Source organism: Agromyces aerolatus, assembly GCF_031432255.1.
Classification (GTDB): domain Bacteria; phylum Actinomycetota; class Actinomycetes; order Actinomycetales; family Microbacteriaceae; genus Agromyces.
Genome location: NZ_JAVKGQ010000001.1, coordinates 211999 through 238375, shown reverse-complemented (window position 1 = coordinate 238375; position 26377 = coordinate 211999). Strand labels below are relative to the sequence as shown.

The 26377-nt window shown below is 69.6% G+C and carries 36 protein-coding genes and 1 pseudogene; 33 read left to right on the top strand and 4 right to left on the bottom strand.

Translation table 11 applies throughout. The features are described 5' to 3' along the window. A pseudogene (locus RH864_RS01115) lies at window positions 1–505 on the bottom strand (hypothetical protein); the annotation flags it as partial. Here RH864_RS01115 and RH864_RS01110 point away from each other — a divergent pair. The 4 genes from RH864_RS01110 to RH864_RS01095 are packed head-to-tail and all read left to right on the top strand — an operon-like array spanning window position 486 to window position 5630. Beyond that, on the top strand, window positions 486–4223 hold the full coding sequence (locus tag RH864_RS01110; protein WP_310515655.1) for a glycohydrolase toxin TNT-related protein: 3738 nt from the start codon (window positions 486–488) through the stop codon (window positions 4221–4223). The pseudogene RH864_RS01115 and the gene RH864_RS01110 sit on opposite strands and share 20 nt — an antisense overlap. Further along, window positions 4220–4816, top strand: coding sequence for a T6SS immunity protein Tdi1 domain-containing protein (locus RH864_RS01105; protein ID WP_310515654.1), 597 nt, complete (start codon window positions 4220–4222; stop codon window positions 4814–4816). Before RH864_RS01110 ends, RH864_RS01105 begins: the two co-directional genes overlap by 4 nt. Next, the gene (locus RH864_RS01100) at window positions 4813–5112 is read left to right on the top strand and encodes a hypothetical protein (protein ID WP_310515653.1); all 300 of its coding nucleotides are present in this window, start codon (window positions 4813–4815) and stop codon (window positions 5110–5112) included. The genes RH864_RS01105 and RH864_RS01100 overlap by 4 nt, the downstream gene beginning before the upstream one ends. Beyond that, window positions 5109–5630 (top strand): Imm61 family immunity protein, encoded by a 522-nt coding sequence (locus tag RH864_RS01095; protein WP_310515652.1) that lies wholly within the window; start codon window positions 5109–5111, stop codon window positions 5628–5630. The genes RH864_RS01100 and RH864_RS01095 overlap by 4 nt, the downstream gene beginning before the upstream one ends. A gap of 162 nt (window positions 5631–5792) precedes the next feature. Here the strand turns inward: RH864_RS01095 and RH864_RS01090 are convergent, their stop codons facing one another. Next, window positions 5793–6416 carry a TNT domain-containing protein gene (locus tag RH864_RS01090; RefSeq protein ID WP_310515651.1) on the bottom strand — a complete coding sequence of 208 codons (624 nt, stop codon included), beginning with the start codon at window positions 6414–6416 and terminating at the stop codon, window positions 5793–5795. A gap of 87 nt (window positions 6417–6503) precedes the next feature. On the opposite strand from RH864_RS01090, the gene RH864_RS01085 reads away from it, so the two are divergent. Continuing rightward, a complete protein-coding gene (locus RH864_RS01085) occupies window positions 6504–6809 on the top strand; it encodes a hypothetical protein (protein WP_310515650.1) in 306 nt (101 codons plus the stop codon). Then, window positions 6806–7138: a hypothetical protein gene (locus RH864_RS01080; protein ID WP_310515649.1), complete on the top strand. Its 333-nt coding sequence runs from the start codon at window positions 6806–6808 to the stop codon at window positions 7136–7138. The genes RH864_RS01085 and RH864_RS01080 overlap by 4 nt, the downstream gene beginning before the upstream one ends. 74 nt (window positions 7139–7212) lie before the next feature. Here RH864_RS01080 and RH864_RS01075 read toward each other — a convergent pair whose 3' ends face one another. Together RH864_RS01075 and RH864_RS01070 are read right to left on the bottom strand one after the other, a co-directional pair. Beyond that, a complete protein-coding gene (locus RH864_RS01075) occupies window positions 7213–8043 on the bottom strand; it encodes a hypothetical protein (RefSeq protein WP_310515648.1) in 831 nt (276 codons plus the stop codon). Then, window positions 8043–8675 carry a hypothetical protein gene (locus RH864_RS01070; RefSeq protein ID WP_310515647.1) on the bottom strand — a complete coding sequence of 211 codons (633 nt, stop codon included), beginning with the start codon at window positions 8673–8675 and terminating at the stop codon, window positions 8043–8045. Before RH864_RS01070 ends, RH864_RS01075 begins: the two co-directional genes overlap by 1 nt. A gap of 403 nt (window positions 8676–9078) precedes the next feature. Here RH864_RS01070 and RH864_RS01065 point away from each other — a divergent pair, with 403 nt between their 5' ends. From RH864_RS01065 to rplO, 27 genes are all read left to right on the top strand, one after another. Then, window positions 9079–9549: a DUF6121 family protein gene (locus RH864_RS01065; RefSeq protein ID WP_310515646.1), complete on the top strand. Its 471-nt coding sequence runs from the start codon at window positions 9079–9081 to the stop codon at window positions 9547–9549. Between the two features lie 90 nt (window positions 9550–9639). Next, on the top strand, window positions 9640–10290 hold the full coding sequence (locus RH864_RS01060) for a spermidine/putrescine ABC transporter substrate-binding protein (protein ID WP_310515645.1): 651 nt from the start codon (window positions 9640–9642) through the stop codon (window positions 10288–10290). Window positions 10291–10597: 307 nt separating this feature from the next. Further along, a complete protein-coding gene (rpsL, locus tag RH864_RS01055) occupies window positions 10598–10972 on the top strand; it encodes a 30S ribosomal protein S12 (RefSeq protein WP_022889720.1) in 375 nt (124 codons plus the stop codon). Then, entirely contained in the window at window positions 10972–11442 is a 471-nt protein-coding gene (rpsG, locus tag RH864_RS01050; RefSeq protein ID WP_310515644.1) for a 30S ribosomal protein S7, read from the top strand. Before rpsL ends, rpsG begins: the two co-directional genes overlap by 1 nt. Before the next feature lie 81 nt (window positions 11443–11523). After that, the gene (gene fusA / locus RH864_RS01045; protein WP_310515643.1) at window positions 11524–13638 is read left to right on the top strand and encodes an elongation factor G; all 2115 of its coding nucleotides are present in this window, start codon (window positions 11524–11526) and stop codon (window positions 13636–13638) included. Window positions 13639–13767: 129 nt separating this feature from the next. Further along, entirely contained in the window at window positions 13768–14961 is a 1194-nt protein-coding gene (gene tuf, locus RH864_RS01040; RefSeq protein WP_310515642.1) for an elongation factor Tu, read from the top strand. Window positions 14962–15122: 161 nt separating this feature from the next. After that, window positions 15123–16262 (top strand): acyltransferase family protein, encoded by a 1140-nt coding sequence (locus tag RH864_RS01035; RefSeq protein ID WP_310515641.1) that lies wholly within the window; start codon window positions 15123–15125, stop codon window positions 16260–16262. A 369-nt stretch (window positions 16263–16631) separates the two neighbouring features. Next, window positions 16632–16940 (top strand): 30S ribosomal protein S10, encoded by a 309-nt coding sequence (gene rpsJ / locus RH864_RS01030; RefSeq protein WP_017201594.1) that lies wholly within the window; start codon window positions 16632–16634, stop codon window positions 16938–16940. An 8-nt stretch (window positions 16941–16948) separates the two neighbouring features. Then, complete coding sequence (gene rplC, locus RH864_RS01025; RefSeq protein ID WP_310515640.1) at window positions 16949–17605, top strand: 50S ribosomal protein L3; 657 nt, start codon at window positions 16949–16951, stop codon at window positions 17603–17605. Window positions 17606–17608: 3 nt separating this feature from the next. Next, the gene (gene rplD / locus RH864_RS01020; RefSeq protein WP_310515639.1) at window positions 17609–18265 is read left to right on the top strand and encodes a 50S ribosomal protein L4; all 657 of its coding nucleotides are present in this window, start codon (window positions 17609–17611) and stop codon (window positions 18263–18265) included. Next, window positions 18262–18564: a 50S ribosomal protein L23 gene (gene rplW / locus RH864_RS01015; RefSeq protein ID WP_153685731.1), complete on the top strand. Its 303-nt coding sequence runs from the start codon at window positions 18262–18264 to the stop codon at window positions 18562–18564. The genes rplD and rplW overlap by 4 nt, the downstream gene beginning before the upstream one ends. Window positions 18565–18579: 15 nt before the next feature. Further along, a complete protein-coding gene (gene rplB / locus RH864_RS01010; RefSeq protein WP_310515638.1) occupies window positions 18580–19419 on the top strand; it encodes a 50S ribosomal protein L2 in 840 nt (279 codons plus the stop codon). A 12-nt stretch (window positions 19420–19431) separates the two neighbouring features. Beyond that, a complete protein-coding gene (gene rpsS / locus RH864_RS01005) occupies window positions 19432–19713 on the top strand; it encodes a 30S ribosomal protein S19 (RefSeq protein ID WP_022889728.1) in 282 nt (93 codons plus the stop codon). A 25-nt stretch (window positions 19714–19738) separates the two neighbouring features. Then, window positions 19739–20104 (top strand): 50S ribosomal protein L22, encoded by a 366-nt coding sequence (gene rplV, locus RH864_RS01000; protein WP_308797139.1) that lies wholly within the window; start codon window positions 19739–19741, stop codon window positions 20102–20104. Next, window positions 20104–20856, top strand: a complete 753-nt coding sequence (rpsC, locus tag RH864_RS00995; RefSeq protein ID WP_310515637.1) for a 30S ribosomal protein S3 — start codon at window positions 20104–20106, stop codon at window positions 20854–20856. The genes rplV and rpsC overlap by 1 nt, the downstream gene beginning before the upstream one ends. A 2-nt stretch (window positions 20857–20858) precedes the next feature. Beyond that, window positions 20859–21278, top strand: coding sequence for a 50S ribosomal protein L16 (gene rplP, locus RH864_RS00990; RefSeq protein WP_149161171.1), 420 nt, complete (start codon window positions 20859–20861; stop codon window positions 21276–21278). Next, window positions 21278–21604, top strand: a complete 327-nt coding sequence (rpmC, locus tag RH864_RS00985; RefSeq protein ID WP_310515636.1) for a 50S ribosomal protein L29 — start codon at window positions 21278–21280, stop codon at window positions 21602–21604. The genes rplP and rpmC overlap by 1 nt, the downstream gene beginning before the upstream one ends. A gap of 2 nt (window positions 21605–21606) precedes the next feature. Further along, window positions 21607–21909, top strand: a complete 303-nt coding sequence (gene rpsQ / locus RH864_RS00980) for a 30S ribosomal protein S17 (protein ID WP_310515635.1) — start codon at window positions 21607–21609, stop codon at window positions 21907–21909. 32 nt (window positions 21910–21941) lie between these two features. Next, window positions 21942–22310 (top strand): 50S ribosomal protein L14, encoded by a 369-nt coding sequence (rplN, locus tag RH864_RS00975; RefSeq protein WP_308797134.1) that lies wholly within the window; start codon window positions 21942–21944, stop codon window positions 22308–22310. 3 nt (window positions 22311–22313) lie between these two features. Then, entirely contained in the window at window positions 22314–22673 is a 360-nt protein-coding gene (rplX, locus tag RH864_RS00970) for a 50S ribosomal protein L24 (protein WP_310515634.1), read from the top strand. Beyond that, entirely contained in the window at window positions 22673–23263 is a 591-nt protein-coding gene (gene rplE / locus RH864_RS00965) for a 50S ribosomal protein L5 (protein ID WP_310515633.1), read from the top strand. The genes rplX and rplE overlap by 1 nt, the downstream gene beginning before the upstream one ends. Window positions 23264–23426: 163 nt before the next feature. Then, window positions 23427–23825: a 30S ribosomal protein S8 gene (gene rpsH / locus RH864_RS00960; RefSeq protein WP_310515632.1), complete on the top strand. Its 399-nt coding sequence runs from the start codon at window positions 23427–23429 to the stop codon at window positions 23823–23825. A 4-nt stretch (window positions 23826–23829) separates the two neighbouring features. After that, window positions 23830–24366, top strand: a complete 537-nt coding sequence (gene rplF / locus RH864_RS00955; RefSeq protein ID WP_310515631.1) for a 50S ribosomal protein L6 — start codon at window positions 23830–23832, stop codon at window positions 24364–24366. A gap of 2 nt (window positions 24367–24368) precedes the next feature. Next, window positions 24369–24728 carry a 50S ribosomal protein L18 gene (gene rplR, locus RH864_RS00950; protein WP_310515630.1) on the top strand — a complete coding sequence of 120 codons (360 nt, stop codon included), beginning with the start codon at window positions 24369–24371 and terminating at the stop codon, window positions 24726–24728. A 23-nt stretch (window positions 24729–24751) separates the two neighbouring features. Beyond that, on the top strand, window positions 24752–25429 hold the full coding sequence (gene rpsE / locus RH864_RS00945) for a 30S ribosomal protein S5 (RefSeq protein ID WP_310515629.1): 678 nt from the start codon (window positions 24752–24754) through the stop codon (window positions 25427–25429). Further along, window positions 25429–25614, top strand: coding sequence for a 50S ribosomal protein L30 (gene rpmD, locus RH864_RS00940; RefSeq protein ID WP_308797127.1), 186 nt, complete (start codon window positions 25429–25431; stop codon window positions 25612–25614). The genes rpsE and rpmD overlap by 1 nt, the downstream gene beginning before the upstream one ends. Beyond that, window positions 25614–26267 carry a 50S ribosomal protein L15 gene (gene rplO / locus RH864_RS00935; RefSeq protein ID WP_310515628.1) on the top strand — a complete coding sequence of 218 codons (654 nt, stop codon included), beginning with the start codon at window positions 25614–25616 and terminating at the stop codon, window positions 26265–26267. Before rpmD ends, rplO begins: the two co-directional genes overlap by 1 nt. Window positions 26268–26377: the final 110 nt, after the last annotated feature.

Here is a 26377-nt window from a genome sequence, read left to right as displayed (position 1 = left end):
GTGCAGACGCGCCGAGTGCGCCGAGCTCGCCGAGCACGGATGCTCCGTCGGGTCCGGGTGCTGAGGCGCTCAGCGCGCCGAGCTCGCCGAGCACGGATGCTCCGTCGGGTCCGGGTGCCGACGCGCCGAGTGCGCCTGGTGCAGACGCGCCGAGTGCGCCGAGTTCGCCGGGTACGGATGTCCCCTCGGGTCCGGGTGCTGAGGCGCCGGCTGCGCCGAGCTCCCCGGGGGCGGATGCTCCGTCGGGTCCGGGTGCCGAGGCCCCGAGTGCGCCGAGCGGTGACGCGCCGGCCGGTGCGGGCGTTCCGGCGAGCACGGTCTCCTCGTCGAACGGTCCGTCTTCGGCCGACGCCGATGCGCCGAGCGCCCCCGCTTCGCCCGCCCAGTCCGCCGACGCCGACGGCGCCTCCACCGACGGCGCCTCCACCGACGCCGACGGCACCTCGACCGACGCCGATGGCACGTCGACCGACGGCGACGGCAGCGTGGCGGATGGCGACGGCAACCCCGACGGCCCAGCGCCCGAGGACCTCGCGGTCGTCGGCGGTGCCGCCGCAGCCGGTGTCGCCGCGATCGCGCGCCCCTCCTTCCTCACACCCTCGACCGGTGGCAGCAGTGCACCCATCGCGCCGAAGCCGCAGGGCTCCGCACCGTCGAGCCCCTCCACCGACGGGCCGGGCACCGGGGCGAACGACGCCCCGAACGCGGCGGACCCGTCGAGCCCGGCCGATGGCGGCCAGGCCGACGGCGGCGCGCCCGAGGCATCCGGTCAGCCCGAGGCATCCGGCCAGTCGCCCGACCAGCCGGCCGCCGACCAGCCGGCCGCCGACGAGGCGGGCCACCCCAACAACGAGTCGACCCGCACGATCGAGGAGATCGACGGGGCGCTCACCGACATCAACCCGAACTTCGACTGGAGCGACCCGTCGAACGGGTTCGCGACGAACTGCGGCCACACGGCGTCGAACCTGAACGACTTCCTCAGCGGGCACCCCGTGTCCGAGGCCCCCGGCGGCAGCACCCTGAGCACGGCCGAGATGGCGGCCCGCACCGGCAATCCGCAGACTCGCATGTCGCCCGAAGGGGTCGAGGCCTCGCTGCGCGCGATGGGTCCCGGCTCGCACTGCGTCGTCGGCATCGACCGGTCGACCGGCGACGGGCACTGGTTCAACGCGTACTTCGACGGCGACCAGGTCTGGGTGCTCGACGCGCAGACCGGCGACCGCAGCCCGTGGCCGCCGAACGAGCCGAACGCGACCAACTGGGACGCCTCGATCCGGCCCGAGGACGTCGTCGACCCGAACCCGCCCAAGACGGAGCCCGAGGCGACCGAGCCCGGCGCCACCGAGCCCGACGCGGATGACGCGAACACGCCGGCCGCGCCGAGCGCGACCGCGCCGGCTGCGCCCAGCACGCCGAGTGCGCCGGCCGCGCCGAGCGCGACCGCACCGAACGCACCTGCTGCGCCGTCGGCTCCCGGCGCGACCGCACCGAACGCACCCGAAGCCGGGTTCGGGTCCGCCGGAACGACCTCGCCGTCGCCCGAGATCGATCCGTCGCGCTCCGGCACCGACCCGGCCACCACGCCGTGGGACGAGTCGATGGGCGACCCGGTGCTCTCCGGCGCCGACCACGGGAACGGTTGGGAACGCGTTCCCGACCGCGTCGCCGACAACCCGATCGACCCGGACTACGGCGACGTGCGCGCCCCGGGTGAGAGCGGCGCACTCGCCGACCCGTTCGCGCACCCCGGCACCGTGCCCGACGAGATCGCGCACCTGATCAGCGACCCCGACGCGCCCTACGGCCGCGCGGACGACGGCACGCCCTACACGCGCACCGAGTGGGAGTCGCGGTACACGAACGAGGACGGGTTCCCGATCTACCCGGGCAACGACGGCGGCACGCAGGGCTCGTTCGTCGAGTTCGCCGACCTCGACGAGTTCATCGCCCACTACGGCGACCAGCTCGATCGCATGGGCGGCCCCGGCGGCGGATTCTTCTCGCTCCCGGGCACGCCGTTCGAACACCGTTCGCTGCCGCCCAGCAACCTCAGCGACCCGTACTCGATCTACGAGTTCGGAGGCCGGCTGCCCGCAGGCGTGCGCATCGAGGTGTCGGAGATCGCTCCCGCGTTCGGGCACCAGGGCGGCGGGATGCAGGTGCGGGTCCTCGACCCCGACGGCCGCCCGATGACGGTCGACCAGCTGATCGACGCCGGCGTGCTCGTGCGCACCGACGTCGACGGCGCCGCCGGCCAGTACGCGCCGACCCTGCCGAGCGCCGACCGGCTCGGCGCGGCGCCGAGCGCTCCGGCGGGTTCGCCGAGCGCGCCGGATGCGCCGAGCGCGCTCCGCGGTGCGGGAGGCCCCGCGGCCGCCGGAGCGGGTGCGCCGGGCGCAGCGAGTGCTCCGAGCACGTCGACCACCGACGCGAGCCCGTCGACCGGGACGACCTCGCCAGCCACGCCCACCGGAGCCAGTGCGCCGAGCGCGCCGAGCGAGGCATCCGGTGGTCAGGCCCCGGCCGCGCCCAGCGCGCCGACCGCTCCCGCCACGACGGTCGACTCGGCCGCCTCCGCGGGCCCGGCGACGGCGACCGATGCAGCGACGGCGACCGACGCGAGCGGCCCGCCGACCGACCCGGCGACCGACCCGGCCGACCCGAACACCCCCGCCGGGGCGAACGAGTTCGGCACGACCGAGTCCCCCGCGACGGAGACCTCGAGCTCGGAGACCCCGTTCGGCGCCGACGACCCGGCGTCGAGCACGCCGCCGGTGTCGACGCCCGCGCAGCCGGTCTCGCTGCCGATCGACCCCGACGCGAACGCGTCGAGCATGCCGGCCGACGACGTCGTGCAGGCCGTCTCGGGGCAGTCCGTGAACCCGCAGTTCACCGGGGACCCGCACTCGCCGTTCTCGGTGAACTGCGGTTCGACCGCCTCGACGCTGAACGGCATCCTCCGCGGTGGTGACCCGGCCGCGCAGGCCGACATGAGCTCGCGCGACGTCGGCGGCATGGAGGCCGACACGGGCGTGCCCCAGGTCGTGCTCACGCCCGACCAGATCTCGGCGACGCTGCTGCACCTCGGCCCGGGGTCGCACACGGTGGTCGGCGTGGTCCGCAACACGGGCATGGGGCACTGGTTCGTGGCCTACAACCACAACGGCACCATCCTGACGCTCGACCCGCAGACCGGCGCGGTCCAGGGCTGGCCGCCCGCGATGGGCGACGTGCGGTTCGGGCACGCGGGCTTCCATCCGTCGGTGGTCGAGGCCGCGACCGGGGTCACGCCCGAGCTGCAGCCCTGGTCGTCGTTCGGCGACGGCGTCGAGACGACGAACGGTGCGGCTCGGCCGGCGACGGTCCTGCCCGACCTCGGCGTGGTGTGGAACCCGGCGAGCACGCCGCCCGCGTTCTCCGGCGCGGCCGGCACGACCGCGGGCGCCACGACCGCGGCCGGAGCGCCCGCGCCCGGCACGGGCGGTGCGGCGAGCCCGAGCACCGTGTTCGGCGCCGACCCGGCGCGTTCCCCGCTCAACGACCGCGAGGAACAGCTGACCTCCCGGTTCGAGGAGTATGTCGAGCACACCCGCACGGCCGACCCCTTCGCCGACGGACCCACGGAGCACGAGTTCGCCGAGCTCGAGGAGCTGACGTCCGGCACCCCGCCGGTGCTTGCGATGGCCCCGGACGGCAGCCTCGTGATCGCCGAGCCGCTCGAGTTGCAGACCGCCTGCCCGGCGAACTGCGACCCCGCGGAGATGGATCTGCAGTTCCGCGATGCGAGCGGCGTGCTGAACGAGATGACGTTGACCGAGTGGATGGAGCGTCGCGTCGCGTTCATCAACCACCCGGAGGACTACCGCAGGGTGAGCGGCTCGCTCGCCGCGCAGAAGCAGACCCGCGACGACTGGATCGACCAGCGCATCGAGCAGCTCACGCAGGCCGATCCGCCGCTGAGCCCGCGCGACGCCGAGCGACAGGCGGAAGCCGAGGCATCCGAGCTGAACGCCACGCACCGGCTCGACATGGTCGCGGGCGGCGACCCGACCGACATCAGCGGCATGAACGGCGGTGCCGAGAACCAGGCGATCGGCGGCATCTTCCAGCGCGACTTCGTGCCGAGGATCGAGGAGCAGGTCCTCGCGATCCTCGAGCGTGTGCCAGCATCGATGTGGGACTCGATCCACATGAACGTGATCATCGAAGAGGTCGTATGAACGAGCACTTCCAGCCGGGCTACCAGGTCGCCGGTCCGATCGCCCCCGAGGTGATCGAACGGTACGGGGAGCTGGTGCCCGCGCGCGTCGAGGACGCGTGGACCGGTGACGGCGCGATCGTCAGCGCCGACGGATTCGCGCGACTGATCGACCCGGCCACGCTGTTGCCGGTCATGGACACGCTGCTGCCCTCGCACCCCGGCGCGCTGCCGCTGTTCGCGACCGCGTGGGGCGACCTGGTCGTCTTCCACGACGGGGCGTTCGTGCTCGTGCTGTTCCGGTACGGGTTCTACGTCACGTTCGCCAAGCGCGCGAACGGCATGATCTTCTCGGACCTCGAAGACCCCGAGGAGCACGCCACCCGGCTGCAGCGCGGCATCTACGACGAGGCGGTCGCCGCGCTCGGCGTCCCCACGATCGACGAGTGCTTCGGCTTCGTCCTCCCGCTCTCGGCGGGCGGATCCGAGACGGTCGGCAACCTCGCCCGCCGGCCGCTCAAGGAGCACCTGGCGTTCCTCGTGGAGACGGGCGGAGCCCCGCGAGACCTGGACGAGCTGGCGCCCGCGGCGCCTCGAGAAGGAGACGGGCGATGACGGATGCCTCGCAGCTGACGCCCGACCAGGAGGCCCTCGCGGCTCGTGGCCGGGACTACCTCGACGCGCTCACGCCGGGCCTGCAGTTCGGCGCTGAGGCGATCGCCGCCGACGGCGCCGTGTACGTGTGGCAGCTCGGCTTCGGCGGCAGCCAGATCCTCGTGGGCGACGACGGCTCGCTGCTGTTCGGGACGTCCGCGCTCTCGCGCGACGCGATGCTCGACAGCTGGCGCGGTGGCCGCCGCACGCCGGCGGCCGACCTGGACGCGGCAGCGGCGCAACGGCGCAACGCGTGAACGCGGCCGCACCGGGGCTCGATGACCCGGCACTCATCGCGTTCGCCGAGCAGGGCCGCATGGTGCCGTTGCCGCCGCGGGACGGCGTGCTGGCCCGGTTCAGCGACATGGAGCTCATCGACGCCGTCGTCGAGCGCGACGGCGAGTACGTGCTCGAGACCAGCGAACGCGGCGGTCGCGCCCGCCCGGTGATCTCGAGCCCCGCGCTCGCGCCGGTCCGCCGCGAGCTCGTGCTGCGGCTGGGCTCGGCCGTGCGTGCCCGGCTGCGGTTGCCGCGCCTCGACGTCTCCGTCGACCCCGCGGCGCTGCCGGCCGGGTTCGAGCTCGTGGAGCAGCCCGACGCGGCCGAGCTGCGCTGGGACGAGGCGGGCGCGCCCATGGTGGCCCGGTTCCGCTCCGGCCAGTTCGCCGCGAACGACGCCGTGCGGTTCGCGCAGTTCGCGCGAATCCCCGAGGCCGAGCTCATGGCCGCGTTCCTCGACCCGAACGCACGCGCGGTGCCGCCGTCGGTCGCGTGAGCTACGCACCGCGCTGGTGTCCGCCGCTGGTCGAGTAGGGAGCGCCAGCGAGCGTATCGAGACCCCGCGAGTCGATCTCGAGGCCGGGTCACCAGTCTCGATACGCGTCCTCGTTCCTCGGTCGCTACTCGACCAGCGGAGGGGGTGTTCCTGCGTCGGTCGCTACTCGACCAGCGCCTGCGCCAGCGCGCCCGACTCCACGAGGTCGCGGATACCGACGAAGTCGTCGGCGAGCGTGAAGCGCACGCCGCCGCCGGGCTGACCGAACCACGGCGCGACGACCTCGACGCGCACGAGCACGTCCGCGGCGGTCAGGAACCGGTGCAGCCGCGCGTCGCCCGTGAGCGAGGTCGGCGGCAGCGCACGCTGCTCGACCGAGGTCTCCGCGGGGAAGAGCTGCACGCCGTCGAGCGCACCGATGCGGTCGACCGCGAGCCCCGCCGGCAGCCGGGTGAGCAGGGGTCCTTCGGCGAGCCGAGGGCGGAGCTCGTCGGCCTGCTCGGCCGTCGAAGCCGCCAGTGCACGGTACTCGTCGGCGCCGATGCGCTTCGGCTCGGGCAGCGGACGGTCGAGGTAGTCGAGCAGCAGCGCCGCAGCGGCATCCGCATGATCGGTGCGTCCGAGCGGCACGGCCCGGCCGTAGTCGACGGTCACGAGATCGAACCCGCCGTCGTCGGCGACGAGCGCGAGTGCGCCCTGGAGCGTCGGGGCGTCGTCGCCGGGCAGGACCACGGCCTGCCGGGGAATGCGTCGGTCGTCGAGCTGGCGCCGGAGGTCGTCGAACATGCCTCCAAGCGTATTGGTCGCCGCGGGGCTTTCCGACGGGGAGTCCTCCCCATGTCTGCACGGGCACGCGTCGATAGAGTGGGAGGCATGACCGAGAGCGCGTTCGTCGAAGGCGAGCCCACGGCCGAGCAGCAGCGCCTGATCGACGTGGGCACCGAACTGTTCCGCCGCATCCAGCCCGAGGCGACCCCGGGGTTCCGGCTGCTGCCCGACGACGATGCGGTCCTGGTCGTGAGCGGCACCCGCGGCGGCGGGTCGATCTTCGTCGCCGCCGACGAGAGTGCGCTCTTCGCGGCCTCGGCGGTCGCGCCGCACGTCGCGCTCGAGGCGTTCCGCGCTGGCAAGCGCACGCCGAAGGAGAAGTTCGTGCGGCCTGAGGCGGCCGGCCGGTGACGGACGACGCGCTCGCCGCGCGCTGCGAGGCGCTCCGGCAGCCGGTGCTCTCGCTCGTCGAGACCGGCATTCTCGCGACTATGAAGCCGTCGGCCGCGCCCGACCTCGTCGAGCGCATCGCCGCGGTGCGGCAGGTGCTCGCCGCGGGGACGGAGGGCATCGACGAGGCCGACTACCTGACGTGGCATCCGATCGCGGTCGCGACGCTGCACCAGATGGACGCGGCCGCGCGCGCCGGTGACACCGCAGAGGCCTGGCGCCTCTTCAAAGACCCCAACATCGGGTTCAACGGGCTCGGCGTCGCGTGCCAGGGCCACCCCGGCTGGTAGCGGTTCGCCGATCCCGTCACGATTCGCGGGTGCGCGGCGCGGCCGACCCGCAGATCGTGACGGCGATGCCGACGTCAGAGGGCAGGCCAGGCGGGGTCGAGCTGCGGACCCTTCCACTTCGTGAACGCGAACGCGTTCTCGTGCAGCGAGTGCGGGATGCCTCGCGCAGCGGCCTCGGCGAAGAGCACCGAGACCACGGCCTGCGTCGTCTCCTCTGAGAGCACGGCGTCGAGCAGGAGCGGGATGAGCCCGCGGCGGGTGCCGTCGGCGAACCGGCCGTAGAGGCTCACGCGCTTCGCGCCCGCCGGGTCGGTGAAACGAGCGCGCAGTGCCTCACCGTCGCGCACGGCGAGCTCGCACAGGATCGTGCCGTTCCCGGCCTTCAGCGCCGCGCGGCCGGCCCAGCCGTACACGGGGACGTTCTTCAGGCGGTTCGTGCGCGGCCGGTCGTTCAACACGCCGACGAACACGAGCTCGCCCCACGCGATCTCGGGCGAGTTCGCGAGCGTCACACCCGTGTCGGTCACCCGGCAGGCGACCGCGCCGGGCCCGGCGAGGACCCGCAGGATCCGCCCGCGCAGCACGCTCGTCACGATCATGCCGACCGCGGCGACGCCGAAGACGGCGACGAGCGCGATCGTGAACCACGACCCGAAGCCCGTGACGACCAGCGCCGCGATGCCCGCGGCCGCGACGGCGACGAGCAGGCCGCCCGTGACGATGAACCCGGTGTTCCAACGCCTGGCGGAATCGGTCTTCGCGCGGTCGACGAGTGCCTCGAACCGGAGCGGCCCGGACGTCGCGGGCACGGCGGCGCCGGCGGACGTCGGAACGGTGCCGGCCGGCTCGGCGCCGCTCGCCCCCTGCGACTCGCCGCTCGCCCGAGCTGACTCGCTGCCCGTCATCAGCCGCGCAGGAACGGGTCGATGGATCCGGCCGCTCCCGCCTTTTTCGCAGGCTGACCGAAGTCGACCGGCTGCAGGTTCTTGAGCTGCACGTACGCACGGTCGCGGAACGTGATGAGCGGCCAGGCCCGGGTCTCGGCCCCCTTCCCGCGCTGCACCGTGATGAACGCGATGCGGTCGGGCTTCGCGAGATACACGCGCACCGCGACGTCGCCCTTCTTGTGATTCGGCACCGGGAGGTACTGTGCGGGGTCGCCGGTGACGAAGCGGGCGTGCAGGGCCTCGGCGACGTCGTCGCCGCCCGCGACCGTGAAGCGGCGCGCCGTGAGCGCGGTTCCGGTGGCGAGCCGGCGCCACGCGTGCGACTCGCGCCACGCGAGCAGTCCGAACAGCACGGTGAACAGGGCGGCGGCCACGACGACCACGGGCGCGACCACCGGGCTGAGCCCTGCGCGACGCCCGCTCATGTTGGTCGCCGCATCGCCCCGGATCGCGTCGAAGTTCACGACCGCGAGCACGAGCCCGACCAGCGCGAGCACCGTGAGCGTCGTGAACACGACCGTCTTCGCGGTCGAACGGGCGAACCGGAACTCCTCGGGGTGAGCGGCGAGAACGGCGTCGTCGGGGCGCACGGGCGACCTTTCGTCGAGGGCAAGGCTGCCTCCGAGCGTACCTGGCAGGCGCGTCGACGGGCACTGACCGCCCTCGCGGTGCGCCGTGTTCAGGAACCACTCCTGTCGGGCCGGGGTGTCGCCCCGCGACACGCCGCGGCCCCGCGCGTGCTTCCTGAGTAAGGAACGCGGGAAGCGAGCGGATGTCTCGGTGGACGGCGCTTCGCGCGGCTGGTCTTCACCGGGCATGCCGACTTCCGTGTTCAGGAAGGATGCGGGCCGGGCCGGCGCGGCGGGCCGCGACACGCCGCGGCCCGCCGCGTGCTTCCTGAGCAAGGAACGGGTGGGTCGGGCGCGCGTGCTTCCTGAGCAAGGAACGGGTGAACCGAGCGGATGTCTCGGGCCGCGGCGTACGCTCGGAGGGATGGATGCACGCAACGCCTGGGTGATCGCGGGGTTCGCGACGGCGCTGTACCTCGCCGTGGTCGTGTGCGGGTACGGATTCGTGAGCCTGCTGCTCGACGTCGAGGTCGTCGCCGACCCGCGCGCGGGGGTGCTCGTCGGCCCGGCCGCGGTCGGGGCATCCGTCGCCGCCGTGCTCGTGACGCTCGGCCTGCGACTGCGGAAGCCGCGGCACATGGCCGGGACCGTGGTGATCGCGACCGTGTCCAGCTGGCTTGCGCTCGTCGTGGTCGCGACGATCGGCCATGTGCTCGGCACGACCGGCAGCGTGCTCGAGAGCGTGCTGTTCGGCCTCGGGCTGGGCATTGGCTGGTTCGGACTGCTCGTGCCCGCCGCGGCCGCGGTGGTCTCGTCGCTCGCCGTGGTCGTCGCGCGCGGGCGTGCGGAGGGCATGGAGCGGCCGCGCTGGCCCTGGGAGCGACCGGGGGAGTAGCCCTCGTCCGCCCCGGTCCACGCCGGAGCGCCGGGCCGTTCGACCGCAACCTCCCCGTTCAGCGATATATCTGCGGCTAGGGTGAGCTGCGTGGAAGGCTCGATCGAGGCGCGCGTGAGCCACGAGGTCGACCGGTGGCTGCAGTGGCTGCCGCGATGGCGACCCGGCACGCACCGCGCCCGGGTGCGCCTGTGCCAGCGCTGCTTCGGCTCGCCGATCCTCGCCGCGGCCGGGCTCGACGTCGACGTGCCGCACCCCGTGCAGCACGCGTTCTCCATGCGGATGAAGACCATCATCGACGACGCCGTCGACGACTACACGGCGCGCAACCTGCCCATGCTGCACCGCGAGATCAGGCTGGCTGAGGAGCGCAAGGCCAAGCGCCCGTACCGCGCGGGCGAGGGGCTCGACCCCGAGTACCGCGGCCTCGAGCTCGACCCCGAGCCGGTGGCCGACCAGCCGTTCCTGTTCACGCTGTCCGGCCTCGAGGCGGATGCCGCGGCCGAGTCCGCCGAACCCGCGCCGCGGCCGTTCACGCCGCAGGAGAAGGACGCGCTGCGCGAAGAGGTGCGGCTCGCCGACGACTTCGCCAAGCAGGTCGGCCGCCGAGTCTGCACCGAACTGACCCATCACTCGCGCCGCATCGGCAGCGCGGTCGAACGCCTGGTCGAGCCGCAGGTCGCCGAGCTGCTCGCCGATCTCGAACGCGAGCTCGACGCCCCCGGCTGGCCGCACACCTGACCGGCCTGGTCGCCCGTCACGGCGAGGCGGTTCCGCCGTGCGCGAACCGCCGCGCGAGGCATCCGCTCGCCATTTGACCGCTCTGCACCGGGGAAGTACCATTGATCGGGTGTGCGCGTAGCCGCGCGCCTGCGCTGTGCCCGGGGAATTCCGAGTGCAACGCGGGTGTGCAACCCCTCGCACATCAGGGCATCCAGCCCCCACGGCATACCCATCAACGAAGGCTCCGCGAGTCTCGCGGGGTCGGTGGGTCGTGATGTGAGACATCCATCAACGCTGTCACCGTGCAGCACAACAAGGAGAAGCAGTGCCAACCATTCAGCAGTTGGTCCGCAAGGGTCGCTCGCCCAAGGTCACCAAGACCAAGGCGCCCGCCCTGAAGGCCAACCCCCAGCAGCGCGGCGTGTGCACGCGTGTGTACACCACCACCCCGAAGAAGCCGAACTCGGCGCTCCGCAAGGTCGCCCGTGTGAAGCTCTCGAACGGCACCGAGGTCACGGCCTACATCCCCGGTGAGGGCCACAACCTGCAGGAGCACTCGATGGTGCTCGTCCGCGGCGGTCGTGTGAAGGACCTCCCCGGCGTGCGCTACAAGATCATCCGCGGCGCACTCGACACGCAGGCCGTGAAGAACCGCAAGCAGGCCCGCAGCCGCTACGGCGCGAAGATGGAGAAGAAGTAATGCCTCGCAAGGGACCCGCTCCGAAGCGCCCCGTCGTCGCCGACCCGGTCTACGGCTCGCCCGTCGTCAGCCAGCTCGTCAACAAGATCCTCGTCGACGGCAAGAAAGACCTCGCGCAGCGCATCGTCTACGAGGCGCTCTCGAACGTCGCCAACAAGTCCGGCCAGGACGCCGTCGCGGTCCTCAAGAAGGCGCTCGACAACGTGCGCCCGACCCTCGAGGTCCGCTCGCGCCGCGTCGGCGGTTCGACCTACCAGGTCCCCGTCGAGGTCAAGCCGCACCGCGCGAACACGCTCGCCCTCCGCTGGCTCACGAGCTACGCGAAGGCCCGCCGCGAGAAGACCATGACCGAGCGTCTCACCAACGAGATCCTCGACGCCTCGAACGGCCTCGGTGCCGCGGTCAAGCGCCGCGAAGACACGCACAAGATGGCCGAGTCGAACCGCGCCTTCGCCCACTACCGCTGGTAATGGGCCGGGCGGATGCCTCGGCCACCGCCGAGGCATCCGCCCACCTTCCCTGTTCGTTCCCATCCAAACCGGAGGAACCCCGTGGCACTTGACGTGCTCACCGACCTGAACAAGGTCCGCAACATCGGCATCATGGCGCACATCGATGCCGGCAAGACCACCACCACCGAGCGCATCCTGTTCTACACGGGCGTGAACCACAAGATCGGCGAGACGCACGACGGCGCCTCGACGACCGACTGGATGGAGCAGGAGAAGGAGCGCGGCATCACCATCACGTCCGCCGCGGTCACCTGTTTCTGGAACAAGAACCAGATCAACATCATCGACACCCCCGGCCACGTCGACTTCACGGTCGAGGTCGAGCGCTCGCTCCGCGTGCTCGACGGCGCGGTCGCCGTCTTCGACGGCAAGGAGGGCGTCGAGCCCCAGTCCGAGACGGTGTGGCGTCAGGCCGACAAGTACGACGTCCCGCGCATCTGCTTCGTCAACAAGATGGACAAGCTCGGCGCCGACTTCTACTTCACGGTCGACACGATCATCAAGCGACTCGGTGCCAAGCCGCTCGTGCTGCAGCTGCCGATCGGCTCGGAGAGCGACTTCATCGGGGTCGTCGACCTCATCGAGATGCGCGCCCTCGTGTGGCCGGGCGACGCCAAGGGCGACGTGACCATGGGCGCCAAGTACGAGGTCCAGGAGATCCCGGCCGACCTCAAGGAGAAGGCCGAGCAGTACCGCCAGCAGCTCCTCGAGACCGTCGCCGAGACCGACGACGCGCTGCTCGAGAAGTTCTTCGGCGGCGAGGAGCTCACGGTCGCCGAGATCAAGGGTGCGATCCGCAAGCTCACCGTCAACTCGGAGATCTACCCCGTGCTGTGCGGTTCGGCGTTCAAGAACCGCGGCGTGCAGCCCATGCTCGACGCGGTCATCGACTACCTGCCGTCGCCGCTCGACGTGCCGGCCGTCGAGGGTCGCAACCCGCGCAACGAGGACGAGGTCATCGAGCGTCACGCCGACGCCAGCGACCCGTTCGCGGCGCTCGCGTTCAAGGTCGCGGTGCACCCGTTCTTCGGTCGCCTGACCTACATCCGCGTGTACTCGGGTCACCTCGACTCGGGTGGCCAGGTCATCAACTCGACCAAGGGCAAGAAGGAGCGCATCGGGAAGATCTTCCAGATGCACGCCAACAAGGAGAACCCGGTCGACGCGGTCACCGCGGGCAACATCTACGCGGTCATCGGTCTGAAGGACACCACGACCGGTGACACCCTGTGCGACCCCGACAACCAGGTCGTCCTCGAGTCGATGACGTTCCCGGCCCCGGTCATCGAGGTCGCGATCGAGCCGAAGACCAAGGCCGACCAGGAGAAGCTCGGCACCGCGATCCAGAAGCTCGCCGAGGAAGACCCGACGTTCCGCACCGAGCTCAACCCCGAGACCGGCCAGACCGTCATCAAGGGCATGGGCGAGCTGCACCTCGACATCCTCGTCGACCGCATGAAGCGGGAGTTCAAGGTCGAGGCGAACGTCGGCAAGCCGCAGGTCGCGTACCGCGAGACCATCAAGCGCGCCGTCGAGAAGCACGACTACACCCACAAGAAGCAGACCGGTGGGTCGGGCCAGTTCGCGAAGATCCAGTTCGCGCTCGAGCCGCTCGAGGTCACGGCCGACACGACGTACGAGTTCGAGAACAAGGTCACGGGTGGCCGCGTTCCGCGCGAGTACATCCCCTCGGTCGACGCCGGTTTCCAGGACGCCATGCAGTACGGCATCCTCGCGGGCTACCCGATGGTCGGCGTGAAGGCCAGCCTCCTCGACGGTGCGGCGCACGACGTCGACTCGTCGGAGATGGCGTTCAAGATCGCGGGCTCCATGGGCTTCAAGGAGGCCGCTCGCAAGGCGAACCCCGTCCTGCTCGAACCGCTGATGGCCGTCGAGGTCCGTACTCCCGAGGAGTACATGGGCGACGTCATCGGCGACCTGAACTCGCGCCGCGGCCAGATCCAGTCCATGGAGGACGCCGCCGGTGTGAAGGTCGTGCGTGCGCACGTCCCGCTCTCGGAGATGTTCGGCTACATCGGTGACCTGCGGTCGAAGACCTCGGGTCGAGCGGTGTACTCGATGGAGTTCGAGAGCTACGCGGAGGTCCCGAAGGCTGTCGCCGACGAGATCGTCCAGAAGAACAAGGGCGAGTAGCTTTTCACGAAGCTCGGGCCCTGCCCGCACGACCCCATCGGGTCGCGTAACATAACAACACAACCCCGTAGCTCACCGGTCGCAATCCAGCGCCCGGGGTTCCTACACGAGTCCTGAGGAGGACCCACAGTGGCTAAGGCCAAGTTCGAGCGGACCAAGCCGCACGTCAACATCGGCACGATCGGTCACGTCGACCACGGCAAGACGACGCTCACCGCCGCGATCTCGAAGGTGCTCGCCGACAAGTACCCGTCGGCCACCAACGTGCAGCGCGACTTCGCGTCGATCGACTCGGCTCCCGAGGAGCGCCAGCGCGGCATCACGATCAACATCTCGCACGTCGAGTACGAGACGCCGAAGCGCCACTACGCGCACGTCGACGCCCCGGGTCACGCCGACTACATCAAGAACATGATCACCGGTGCCGCTCAGATGGACGGCGCGATCCTCGTGGTCGCGGCGACCGACGGCCCGATGGCCCAGACGCGTGAGCACGTGCTGCTCGCCAAGCAGGTCGGCGTGCCCTACCTGCTGGTCGCGCTGAACAAGGCCGACATGGTCGACGACGAGGAGATCCTGGAGCTCGTCGAGCTCGAGGTCCGCGAGCTGCTGTCGAGCCAGGGCTTCCCCGGCGACGACGCTCCGGTCGTCCGCGTCTCGGGCCTCAAGGCGCTCGAGGGTGACGAGAAGTGGGTCAACTCGGTCGTCGAGCTCATGGAGGCCGTCGACGACTCGATCCCCGACCCGGTGCGTGACAAGGACAAGCCGTTCCTCATGCCCGTCGAGGACGTCTTCACCATCACCGGCCGTGGCACGGTCGTCACGGGCCGCGCCGAGCGTGGCACGCTGAAGATCAACTCCGAGGTCGAGATCGTCGGCATCCGCCCGACGCAGAAGACCACGGTCACGGGTATCGAGATGTTCCACAAGCAGCTCGACGAGGCCTGGGCCGGCGAGAACTGTGGTCTGCTCCTCCGCGGCACCAAGCGCGAGGACGTGGAGCGCGGCCAGGTCGTCGTGGCGCCGGGTTCGGTCACGCCGCACACGAACTTCGAGGGCACCGCGTACATCCTGTCCAAGGACGAGGGTGGGCGTCACAACCCGTTCTACGCGAACTACCGCCCCCAGTTCTACTTCCGTACCACTGACGTCACCGGCGTCATCACGCTGCCCGAGGGCACCGAGATGGTCATGCCCGGCGACACCACCGACATGACGGTCGAGCTCATCCAGCCGATCGCCATGGAGGAGGGCCTCGGCTTCGCCATCCGTGAGGGTGGTCGCACGGTCGGTGCCGGTACGGTCACCAAGATCATCAAGTAAGTCCGCGTACTTCGATCTCTCGAACGGGGTCGGGCCTCAGGGCCCGGCCCCGTTCGGCGTCTTTCGGATGTGTCGGGCGCGTTTCGTGGAGCGGAGTGCGGCACCCTGCTTTCCGGGGTTCTCCCAGCCCCCGTTCGAGGGTCATACATACGCTGGTATGGATGGGGCCCGCGAACTCTGAACGAACCCGCACCGCGGTCCGCCCGGAGATCCAAGCCCTCCGAGCGGTCGCCGTGGGCGCGGTGGTCCTGCACCACGGCTGGCCCGCGGTCGCGCCGGCCGGATACATGGGCGTCGACGTCTTCTTCGTCGTCTCGGGATTCCTGATCACCGGCCTGCTGCTCCGCGACGCCGCGCGCACCGGGCGGATGCATCTCGGCGACTTCTATCTCCGCCGCGCGCGGCGGATCCTGCCCGCCGCGATCGTGGTGCTCGCGACCGTCACGGTCGCCACGCTCGCGCTCGTGCCGCAGCGGATGTGGGGAAGCTGGTTCCGCGAGTTCATCGCGAGTGCGCTGTACTACCAGAACTGGCTGCTGCTCGGCGACTCGCAGAATCCGGCGCGCGACGACCTGCGCTCGAGCCCCGTGCAGCACTTCTGGTCGCTCTCGGTCGAGGAGCAGTTCTATCTGGCGTGGCCGCTGCTCCTGATCCTCGGGCTGTGGATCGCCACGCGCTGGCGTGCCGATCGCGTGATCGCGCTCGCGGTCGTGCTCGGCTCGGTCACCGCGGCGTCGTTCGTGTACTCGCTCATCGCGACGGCCGCCGACCACAATGTCGCCTACTTCTCGACCCTGACGCGCGCCTGGGAGTTCGGCGTCGGCGGCCTGCTCGCGTTGCTGGCCGGCAGCCCGCTGCCCGGCCGCGCACGTCTGCGCTCCGCGGTGTCCTGGATCGGGCTGGTGCTGATCTTCGTGCCGATCGTGACGTTCCGCACGCCGGACGCGTTCCCGGGGCTCGTGGTCGGCCTGCCCGTGCTCGGCACGCTCGCGGTGATCTGGGCGGGGATGCCGCAGGCGTCGTGGTCGCCTGCGCGCATCGCCGGTCTGAGGCCCGTCCAGTGGCTCGGGGACGTCTCGTACTCGCTGTACCTCTGGCACTGGCCGATCTTCATGTTCGTGCCGTACCTGACCGGCATGCCGAGCCCGGCCTGGCTCATGGCGATCCTCGTCGCCGTCGCGATCACCGTCGCCGGCCTGTCGAAGCGGTACATCGAGGACCCGTTCCGGCGGTCGGGGGTGTTGCTGAGGGCGCGACACGCCCGGGTTGCACGGATGCCTCGACTGTGGCAAACTCGTTGAGTTCAACATTTCGAACGGTGGGCTCTGCGCGCCGTTCGAATCACTGCCAGGCAGTGCATAGCCACCGGTTCCGCAAGGGGCGTCAGGGTCAGGCTAGGCCGCGGGCAGCAGAACACGACAACCGACACCCTCTTTCGCACGGGGAGACCTGTGCGCGCGGGCGGGTGCCGGCGGCTCGAGGGTCGAGTGTGTCGAGGCCATCGCTGTGCCTGCCGGGAACCATGGTTCCAGGCAGCAGCCGGGCGGGGTGCCTTCGACAGGCTCGATCACAGCCTTTGACAGCAGAACAGTGGTGCAGCACCAGCGGTACTACGCGGCGTCCGATGCCCTCGGAAGGGGTAAGACGCCATAACAGAGAGAGAGTCAGCAATGGCGGGACAGAAGATCCGCATTCGACTGAAGTCGTATGACCACGAGGTCATCGACACCTCGGCGCGCAAGATCGTCGACACGGTGACCCGCGCGGGCGCCACGGTCGTCGGCCCCGTGCCGCTTCCGACCGAGAAGAACGTGGTGTGCGTCATCCGTTCGCCCCACAAGTACAAGGACAGCCGCGAGCACTTCGAGATGCGCACCCACAAGCGTCTGATCGACATCGTGGACCCGACGCCCAAGGCCGTCGACTCGCTCATGCGTCTCGACCTCCCGGCCGACGTCAACATCGAGATCAAGCTCTGAGGTATCTGATGTCCACCGCTACCAAGAACGTGAAGGGCCTGCTGGGCACCAAGCTCGGCATGACCCAGGTGTGGGACGAGAACAACAAGCTCATCCCGGTCACCGTCATCGAGATCGCGCCGAACGTGGTCACCCAGGTCCGCACCCCCGAGAAGGACGGCTACAGCGCCGTGCAGATCGCGGCCGGAGGGATCGACCCGCGCAAGGTCACCCAGCCGCTCCAGGGCCACTTCAAGGCCGCCGGCGTCACGCCGCGTCGCCACGTGACCGAGGTCCGCACCGCTGACGCCGCCGAGTACTCGGCCGGCCAGGAGCTGACCATCGACGGCGCCTTCGAGGCCGGCCAGCTGGTCGACGTCGTCGGCACGTCCAAGGGCAAGGGCTTCGCCGGTGTCATGAAGCGCCACAACTTCAAGGGCGTCTCCGCCTCGCACGGTGCCCACCGCAACCACCGCAAGCCCGGCTCGATCGGTGCTTCGTCGACCCCGAGCCGTGTCTTCAAGGGCATGCGCATGGCCGGTCGCATGGGTGGCGAGCGCGTGACCGTGCTCAACCTCCGCGTGCACGCGGTCGACGCCGAGAAGGGCCTGCTGCTCGTCAAGGGCGCCGTCCCCGGTGCGCGCGGCCGTCTCGTGTTCGTCCGCAACGCTGTGAAGGGGGCGTAGTCCATGGCTACCGCCAACACCATCGACGTCCTCGACGTCACCGGCAAGAAGACCGGTTCGGTCGAGCTGCCCGCCGAGCTGTTCGACGTGCAGACCAACGTCCCGCTGATCCACCAGGTCGTCGTCGCCCAGCTCGCGGCCGCTCGCCAGGGCACGCACAAGACCAAGACCCGCGGCGAGGTCTCGGGCTCGGGTCGCAAGCCGTTCAAGCAGAAGGGCACCGGCCGCGCTCGTCAGGGCTCGGTGCGCATGCCGCAGCACACCGGCGGTGGCACCGTCCACGGCCCGCAGCCGCGCGACTACTCACAGCGCACCCCGAAGAAGATGATCGCCGCGGCGCTGCTCGGCGCGCTCTCCGACCGCGCCCGCGGCGGCCGCATCCACGCGGTCGAGGGCTTTGCCGCCGGTGACGTCGCCAAGACGAAGGACGCCGTCGCGCTCCTCGCGGGCATCGCCCCGGCCAAGCGCTACCTCGTGGTGCTGACGCGCGACGAAGAGCTCAGCGAGCGCGCGGTCCGCAACATCGAGACCGTGCACGTGCTGCCGGTCGACCAGCTGAACGCCTACGACGTGGTCGTCTCCGACGACATCGTCTTCAGCCAGGCCGCGCTCGAGGCGTTCATCGCCTCGAAGGCCAAGAAGGAAGAGGTCTCGGCATGAGCGCCGCGCACAACAAGGACCCGCGCGACATCATCATCGCGCCGGTCGTCTCCGAGAAGAGCTACGGCCTGATCGACGAGGGCAAGTACACGTTCATCGTGGACCCCCGTTCGAACAAGACCGAGATCAAGCTCGCGATCGAGAAGATCTTCAACGTCCAGGTGGCGTCGATCAACACCCTGAACCGTCAGGGCAAGACCCGTCGCACCCGGTTCGGCATGGGCAAGCGCAAGGACACCAAGCGCGCGATCGTCACCCTCAAGTCCGGTTCCATCGACATCTTCACGGCTGTCGGCTGAGGAGCGTAGAAAACAATGGCTATTCGTAAGTACAAGCCCACGACCCCGGGTCGCCGCGGTTCGTCCGTCGCCGACTTCGCCGAGGTCACGCGCTCGACCCCCGAGAAGTCGCTGCTCCGTCCGCTCTCGAAGACCGGTGGCCGCAACAACCAGGGCCGCATCACCACGCGTCACATCGGTGGCGGCCACAAGCGCCAGTACCGCGTCATCGACTTCCGTCGCAATGACAAGGACGGCGTGCCCGCCAAGGTCGCGCACATCGAGTACGACCCGAACCGCACCGCGCGCATCGCGCTGCTGCACTTCGTGGACGGCACCAAGCGATACATCATCGCTCCCGACAAGCTCAAGCAGGGTGACCCGATCGAGTCGGGCCCCGGCGCTGACATCAAGCCGGGCAACAACCTGCCGCTGCGCAACATCCCGACGGGTACCGTCATCCACGCGATCGAGCTCCGTCCCGGTGGCGGCGCGAAGATGGCCCGCTCGGCCGGCGCCTCGGTGCGTCTGGTCGCGAAGGACGGCCCCTACGCCCAGCTGCGTCTGCCCTCCGGTGAGATCCGCAACGTCGATGCGCGCTGCCGCGCGACCATCGGCGAGGTCGGCAACGCCGAGCAGTCGAACATCAACTGGGGCAAGGCCGGCCGCAAGCGCTGGAAGGGCGTCCGCCCGACCGTCCGCGGTGTCGCGATGAACCCGGTCGACCACCCGCACGGTGGTGGTGAGGGCAAGACCTCCGGTGGTCGTCACCCGGTGAGCCCCTGGGGTCAGCCCGAGGGCCGCACGCGTCGCCCCAACAAGGAAAGCGACAAGCTCATCGTCCGTCGTCGCACCGTCGGCAAGAAGCGCAAGTAGGAGTAAGAGAAGATGCCTCGCAGTCTCAAAAAGGGCCCCTTCGTCGACGAGCACCTGCTTCGCAAGGTCGTCGTCCAGAACGAGGCGGGCAGCAAGAACGTCATCAAGACGTGGTCGCGTCGCTCGATGATCATCCCGGCCATGCTGGGTCACACGATCGCCGTGCACGACGGCCGCAAGCACATCCCGGTGTTCGTCACCGAGACCATGGTGGGCCACAAGCTCGGCGAGTTCGCGCCCACCCGCACCTTCCGTGGACACGTGAAGGACGACAAGAAGGGCCGCCGCCGCTGACCGCGGTGGTGTGAAGGAGGAAGAAATGGTGGAGTCGATCGCCCGCGTGCGACACATCCGCGTCACCCCCATGAAGGCTCGCCGCGTCGTCAACCTGATCCGCGGCAAGCAGGCTCAGGAGGCCCTCGCCATCCTGAAGTTCGCACCCCAGGGTGCGAGCGAGCCCGTATACAAGCTCGTCGCCTCGGCCATCGCGAACGCTCGCGTCAAGGCCGATGCCACGAACACCTACCTGGACGAGCAAGACCTGTACATCACGCGCGCATTCGTCGATGAGGGCACGACCCTCAAGCGTTTCCAGCCGCGTGCCCAGGGCCGTGCCTTCCGCATCAACAAGCGAACGAGCCACATCACCGTTGTGCTCGCGACGCCCGAGGAGGGTACGAAGTAATGGGTCAGAAGGTCAACCCGTACGGCTTCCGTCTCGGCATCACCACCGACCACGTGTCGCGGTGGTTCTCCGACTCGACGAAGCCCGGACAGCGCTACGCCGACTACCTCGCCGAGGATGTCAAGATCCGTCGCCTGCTCAAGACGTCGCTCGACCGCGCGGGAGTCTCGCGCATCGAGATCGAGCGCACCCGTGACCGGGTCCGCGTCGACATCCACACCGCCCGCCCGGGCATCGTGATCGGTCGCCGCGGCGCCGAGGCCGAGCGCATCCGCGCCGACCTCGAGAAGCTCACGAAGAAGCAGATCCAGCTCAACATCCTCGAGGTCAAGAACCCCGAGGCCGACGCCCAGCTCGTCGCGCAGGGCATCGCCGAGCAGCTCTCGGCTCGTGTGGCGTTCCGCCGCGCGATGCGCAAGGGCCTGCAGGGCGCGCAGCGCGCCGGTGCCAAGGGCGTCCGGATCCAGGTGTCCGGCCGTCTCGGCGGCGCCGAGATGAGCCGCTCGGAGTTCTACCGCGAGGGCCGCGTGCCCCTGCACACGCTCCGCGCGAACATCGACTACGGCTTCTACGAGGCCAAGACCACCTTCGGCCGCATCGGCGTGAAGGTCTGGATCTACAAGGGCGACATCACGAACAAGGAGCTCGCGCGCGAGCAGGCTTCGCAGAAGCCGTCGCGTGAGCGCAGCGACCGTCCCCGCCGCGACCGTGCCCCGAAGGCCGAGTCGGTGGCAGCAGGAGTTGAGGCATAACCATGTTGATTCCCCGTCGAGTCAAGTACCGCAAGCAGCACCACCCCGGCCGTTCGGGCCAGGCCACCGGCGGCACCAAGGTGTCGTTCGGTGAGTTCGGCATCCAGGCCCTGACCCCCGCGTACGTGACGAACCGTCAGATCGAGTCCGCTCGTATCGCCATGACGCGTCACATCAAGCGTGGCGGCAAGGTGTGGATCAACATCTACCCCGACCGTCCGCTCACGAAGAAGCCGGCCGAGACCCGCATGGGTTCCGGTAAGGGTTCGCCCGAGTGGTGGGTCGCCAACGTCAAGCCGGGTCGCGTCCTCTTCGAGGTCTCGGGCGTCTCCGAGGAACTCGCTCGCGAGGCCATGACCCGTGCCATCCACAAGCTGCCCCTCAAGGCACGCATCATCAAGCGCGAGGAGGGCGACGCGTAATGGCTGTCGGAACCAAGGGGCTCGAGACCGTCGAGCTCGACACCTTCGAGGACGAGCGTCTCGTCGACGAGCTGAAGAAGGCCAAGGAAGAGCTGTTCAACCTGCGCTTCCAGGCGGCCACCGGCCAGCTCGAAAGCCACGGACGTCTTCGTGCCGTCAAGAAGGACATCGCGCGCATCTACACCGTGATCCGTGAGCGCGAGCTCGGGATCCGGGCGACCCCGGCTGCGGTCGAGGCCGCGCCCGCCGCGGAGAAGAAGACCAAGAAGAAGGCCAAGGCCGAAGCGGAAGCTTCGACCGAGGCTGACGAGACGAAGGAGGCCTGATCATGGCTGAGACCAAGAAGGCTGCTGCAGCCGAGGTCGCCGAGACGGCCGAGACCCGCCCGTACCGCAAGGTGCGCCGCGGCTACGTCGTCAGCGACAAGATGGACAAGACCATCGTCGTCGAGGTCGAGGACCGCGTGAAGCACCCGCTCTACGGCAAGGTCATCCGCCGCACCTCCAAGGTGAAGGCCCACGACGAGCAGAACACCGCCGGTATCGGCGACCTGGTCGTCATCTCCGAGACCCGTCCGCTGAGCGCGACCAAGCGCTGGCGCCTCGTCGAGATCGCCGAGAAGGCCAAGTAAGCCTCGCGCTTGCTTGAGAGAAGGAGTTCACAGTGCTTCAGCAGGAATCACGACTCAAGGTGGCCGACAACACCGGCGCCAAGGAGCTGCTCACGATCCGTGTCCTCGGTGGTTCGAAGCGTCGGTACGCCGGTCTCGGCGACACGATCGTCGCGACGGTCAAGGACGCCATCCCCGGCGGCAACGTCAAGAAGGGCGACGTGGTCAAGGCCGTCATCGTCCGCACCAAGAAGGAGACCCGTCGTCCCGACGGCTCCTACATCAAGTTCGATGAGAACGCCGCGGTGATCCTCAAGAACGACGGTGACCCCCGAGGCACCCGTATCTTCGGCCCGGTGGGCCGCGAGCTGCGCGACAAGAAGTTCATGAAGATCGTCTCGCTGGCGCCGGAGGTTATCTAAGCCATGGCCAACATCAAGAAGGGTGACCTCGTGCAGGTCATCTCGGGCCGCAGCCAGGCCCGCGGCGGCGACCGCGGCAAGCAGGGCAAGGTCCTCGAGGTGCTCGTCGAGGAGAACCGCGTCGTCGTCGAGGGCGTGAACTACGTCACGAAGCACGTCCGCGTCGGCCAGACGCAGCGCGGCACGAAGACCGGCGGCATCGAGACGATGGAGGCGCCGATCCACGTGTCGAACGTCGCGATCGTCGACCCCGAGTCGAAGAAGCCGACCCGCGTGGGCTTCCGCAACGAGACCGTCACCAAGGACGGCGTCACCAAGACGGTCCGCGTCCGCTACGCCAAGAAGTCAGGTAAGGACCTGTAATGACCGACACCGCATCTGCTGCGCCGGCTGGCACCATCCAGCCGCGCCTCAAGCAGAAGTACCGCTCCGAGATCACCAAGACGCTCACGGAGGCCAACGGCTACACGAACCCGCACCAGGTGCCGGGCCTCGTGAAGATCGTGGTCAACATGGGTGTCGGCGAGGCCGCCCGCGATGGCAAGGTCATCGACGGCGCGATCGCCGACCTGATCAAGATCACCGGCCAGAAGCCGCAGGTCACCAAGGCCCGCAAGTCGATCGCCCAGTTCAAGCTCCGCGAGGGCCAGCCCATCGGCGCCCACGTCACGCTTCGCGGCGACCGCATGTGGGAGTTCCTCGACCGGCTGCTCTCGCTCGCGCTGCCCCGCATCCGGGACTTCCGCGGGCTGTCGGACCGTCAGTTCGACGGCACGGGCAACTACACGTTCGGCCTCACGGAGCAGAGCGTGTTCCACGAGATCGATCAGGACAAGATCGACCGCGTCCGCGGCATGGACATCACCGTGGTGACCACCGCCAAGACCGACGACGAGGGTCGTGCGCTGCTCAAGGCGCTCGGCTTCCCGTTCAAGTCGAACGAGACTGCGTAGTAGACTCGATGAGTTTGTGTTCGTCACCGGCCGGTTCCCGCGTGCTTCGCGGGGCCGGCCAGTGGCGGGCCTACGGTGCGTCGCATCCGCGGCGCACCACCACCACAGGTCAGTCCCCGTGTAACGGGTCCTGAAACCTGGTGAACGTAAGGAACCATTCGTCATGACGATGACCGACCCGGTCGCTGACATGCTGACGCGTCTGCGGAACGCCAACTCGGCGCACCACGACACGGTCGCGATGCCGAACTCGAAGCTCAAGGCGCACATCGCCGAGATCCTCAAGAGCGAGGGCTACATCGCCGACTTCGAGGTGACCGACGCGCGCGTCGGCAAGACCCTCACGCTGACGCTCAAGTTCGGCCCCAACCGCGAGCGTTCGATCGCTGGCATCAAGCGGGTCTCGAAGCCCGGCCTCCGTGTGTACGCGAAGTCGACCGAGCTGCCCAAGGTGCTCGGCGGCCTCGGCGTTGCGATCCTGTCCACCTCCAGCGGTCTGCTCACCGACCGCCAGGCCGAGAAGAAGGGCGTGGGTGGGGAAGTCCTCGCCTACGTGTGGTAAGTCCATGTCACGAATCGGACGACTCCCCATCGACATCCCCGCCGGTGTCGACGTGAAGGTCGACGGCTCGGCCGTCACCGTCAAGGGCCCGAAGGGCGAGCTCTCGCTCACCGTCGCGAGCCCCATCGAGGTCAAGCTCGAGGACAACCAGGTCCTCGTCACGCGGCCCGACGACGAGCGCGACTCGCGTTCGCTGCACGGACTGACCCGCACGCTCATCGCGAACAACATCATCGGCGTCACGCAGGGCTACTCCAAGGGCCTCGAGATCGTCGGCACCGGGTACCGCGTCGCCCAGAAGGGCTCGTCGGTCGAGTTCGCGCTCGGCTTCTCGCACCCCGTCACCGTCGAGGCGCCCGCTGGCATCACGTTCGCGGTCGAGGGCAACAACAAGCTCACCGTCTCGGGCATCGACAAGCAGGCCGTCGGTGAGACCGCCGCGAACATCCGCAAGATCAAGAAGCCCGAGCCCTACAAGGGCAAGGGCATCCGCTACGCCGGCGAGGTCGTGCGTCGCAAGGCCGGAAAGTCAGGTAAGTAATCATGGCTGTGAAGACCAAGACGGCCGCGCGTTCGCGCCGTCACACCCGACTTCGCAAGAAGATCGTCGGCACCGAGGTGCGTCCGCGCCTCGTCGTCACCCGTTCGGCCCGCCACGTCTTCGTGCAGGTCGTCGACGACAGCAAGGGCCGCACCGTGGCATCCGCTTCCACCATGGAAGCCGACCTGCGCACGTTCGACGGTGACAAGACCGCCAAGGCCCGCAAGGTCGGCGAGCTGGTCGCCGAGCGCGCCAAGTCCGCCGGCATCGAGGCGGTCGTGTTCGACCGCGGCGGCAACAAGTACGCCGGACGCGTCGCGGCGATCGCCGAAGGCGCCCGAGAGGCAGGGCTGAACCTGTGACCGACAACCAGAAGGAGACCGAGGTGACCACCGCAGAGGCACAGGCACCCGTCGAGACGGCCGCGTCGTCCGCCCCGCCGCGCAACGAGCGCGACGGTCGTCGTGGCGGCGGTCGTGACCGCGGCCAGGGCCGTGACCGTGGCGGCCGCGACGCCGACAAGAGCCAGTTCCTCGAGCGCGTCGTGACCATCAACCGCGTGTCGAAGGTCGTCAAGGGCGGTCGTCGCTTCAGCTTCACGGCGCTCGTCGTCGTGGGTGACGGCAACGGCATGGTCGGCGTCGGCTACGGCAAGGCTCGCGAGGTCCCGACGGCGATCTCGAAGGGCGTCGAAGAGGCGAAGAAGAACTTCTTCCGCGTGCCCCGCGTCGGCGCGACCATCCCGCACCCGGTGCAGGGTGAGGCCGCTGCGGGCGTCGTCCTGCTCCGTCCCGCTTCCGCCGGTACCGGCGTCATCGCCGGTGGTCCCGTGCGTGCCGTGCTCGAGTGCGCCGGCATCCACGACGTGCTGAGCAAGTCGCTCGGCTCGTCGAACACCATCAACATCGTGCACGCGACGGTCGAGGCGCTCCAGCAGCTCGAGGAGCCCCGTGCCGTGGCCGCGCGTCGTGGTCTCGACTACGACGAGGTCGCGCCGGCCCGTCTGGTGCGCGCCGAGGCTCAGGCGGCCGAGGCCGCTGCGGCAGCGAAGGCAGGTTCCTGATGGCCAAGCAGCTGAAGGTGACCCAGATCAAGTCCAAGGTGAGCGAGAAGCAGTACCAGCGCGACACGCTCCGCAGCCTCGGGCTCAAGCGCATCGGGGCTTCCGTGGTCCGTGAGGACACGCCGCAGAACCGCGGCTACATCAACACGGTCGCCCACCTCGTGAAGGTTGAGGAGATTGACTAATGGCTGACGAGAAGAACGTCGCCGAAGAGGCCGCGGAGGCTCCGAAGAAGGCTCCCGCCAAGAAGGCCGCCGCCGACAAGGCACCGGCCGCGAAGGCCCCCGCGAAGAAGGCTGCCGCCGACACGGCTTCCGCCGACACGGCTTCGGCCGCGAAGGCCCCGGCGAAGAAGGCCGCCGCCAAGAAGGCGCCGGCCAAGGACGTCGCCGAGCCGCGCGAGCAGGTCCTGAAGGTGCACCACCTGCGCCCCGCACCCGGTGCCAAGAAGGACAAGACCCGCGTCGGCCGTGGTGAGGGCTCGAAGGGCAAGACCGCCGGCCGCGGCACGAAGGGCTCGAAGGCCCGTACGACCGTGCGCCCCGGGTTCGAGGGCGGCCAGCTTCCGTACCACATGCGTGCGCCGAAGCTCCGCGGCTTCAAGAACCCGTTCCGGGTCGAGTACCAGGTGGTCAACCTCGGCAAGCTCGCCGAGCTGTACCCGCAGGGCGGCGACGTCACCGTCGCCGACCTGGTCGCGAAGGGCGCAGTCCGCAAGAATGAGCGCGTGAAGGTCCTCGGCAACGGCGACCTCCAGGTCAAGCTCAACGTCTCGGTCGACAAGGTCTCGGGTTCCGCCGAGCAGAAGATCGTGGCGGCCGGCGGCTCGGTCAACTAGCACCACCGATACACCGGATTCGAGCCTGTCGGGACTCCTCGCGTATGATGCACGGGGGTCTCGACAGGCTCGAGCCGCTTATGGACTGACTCCACGACGGAGCAAAACTG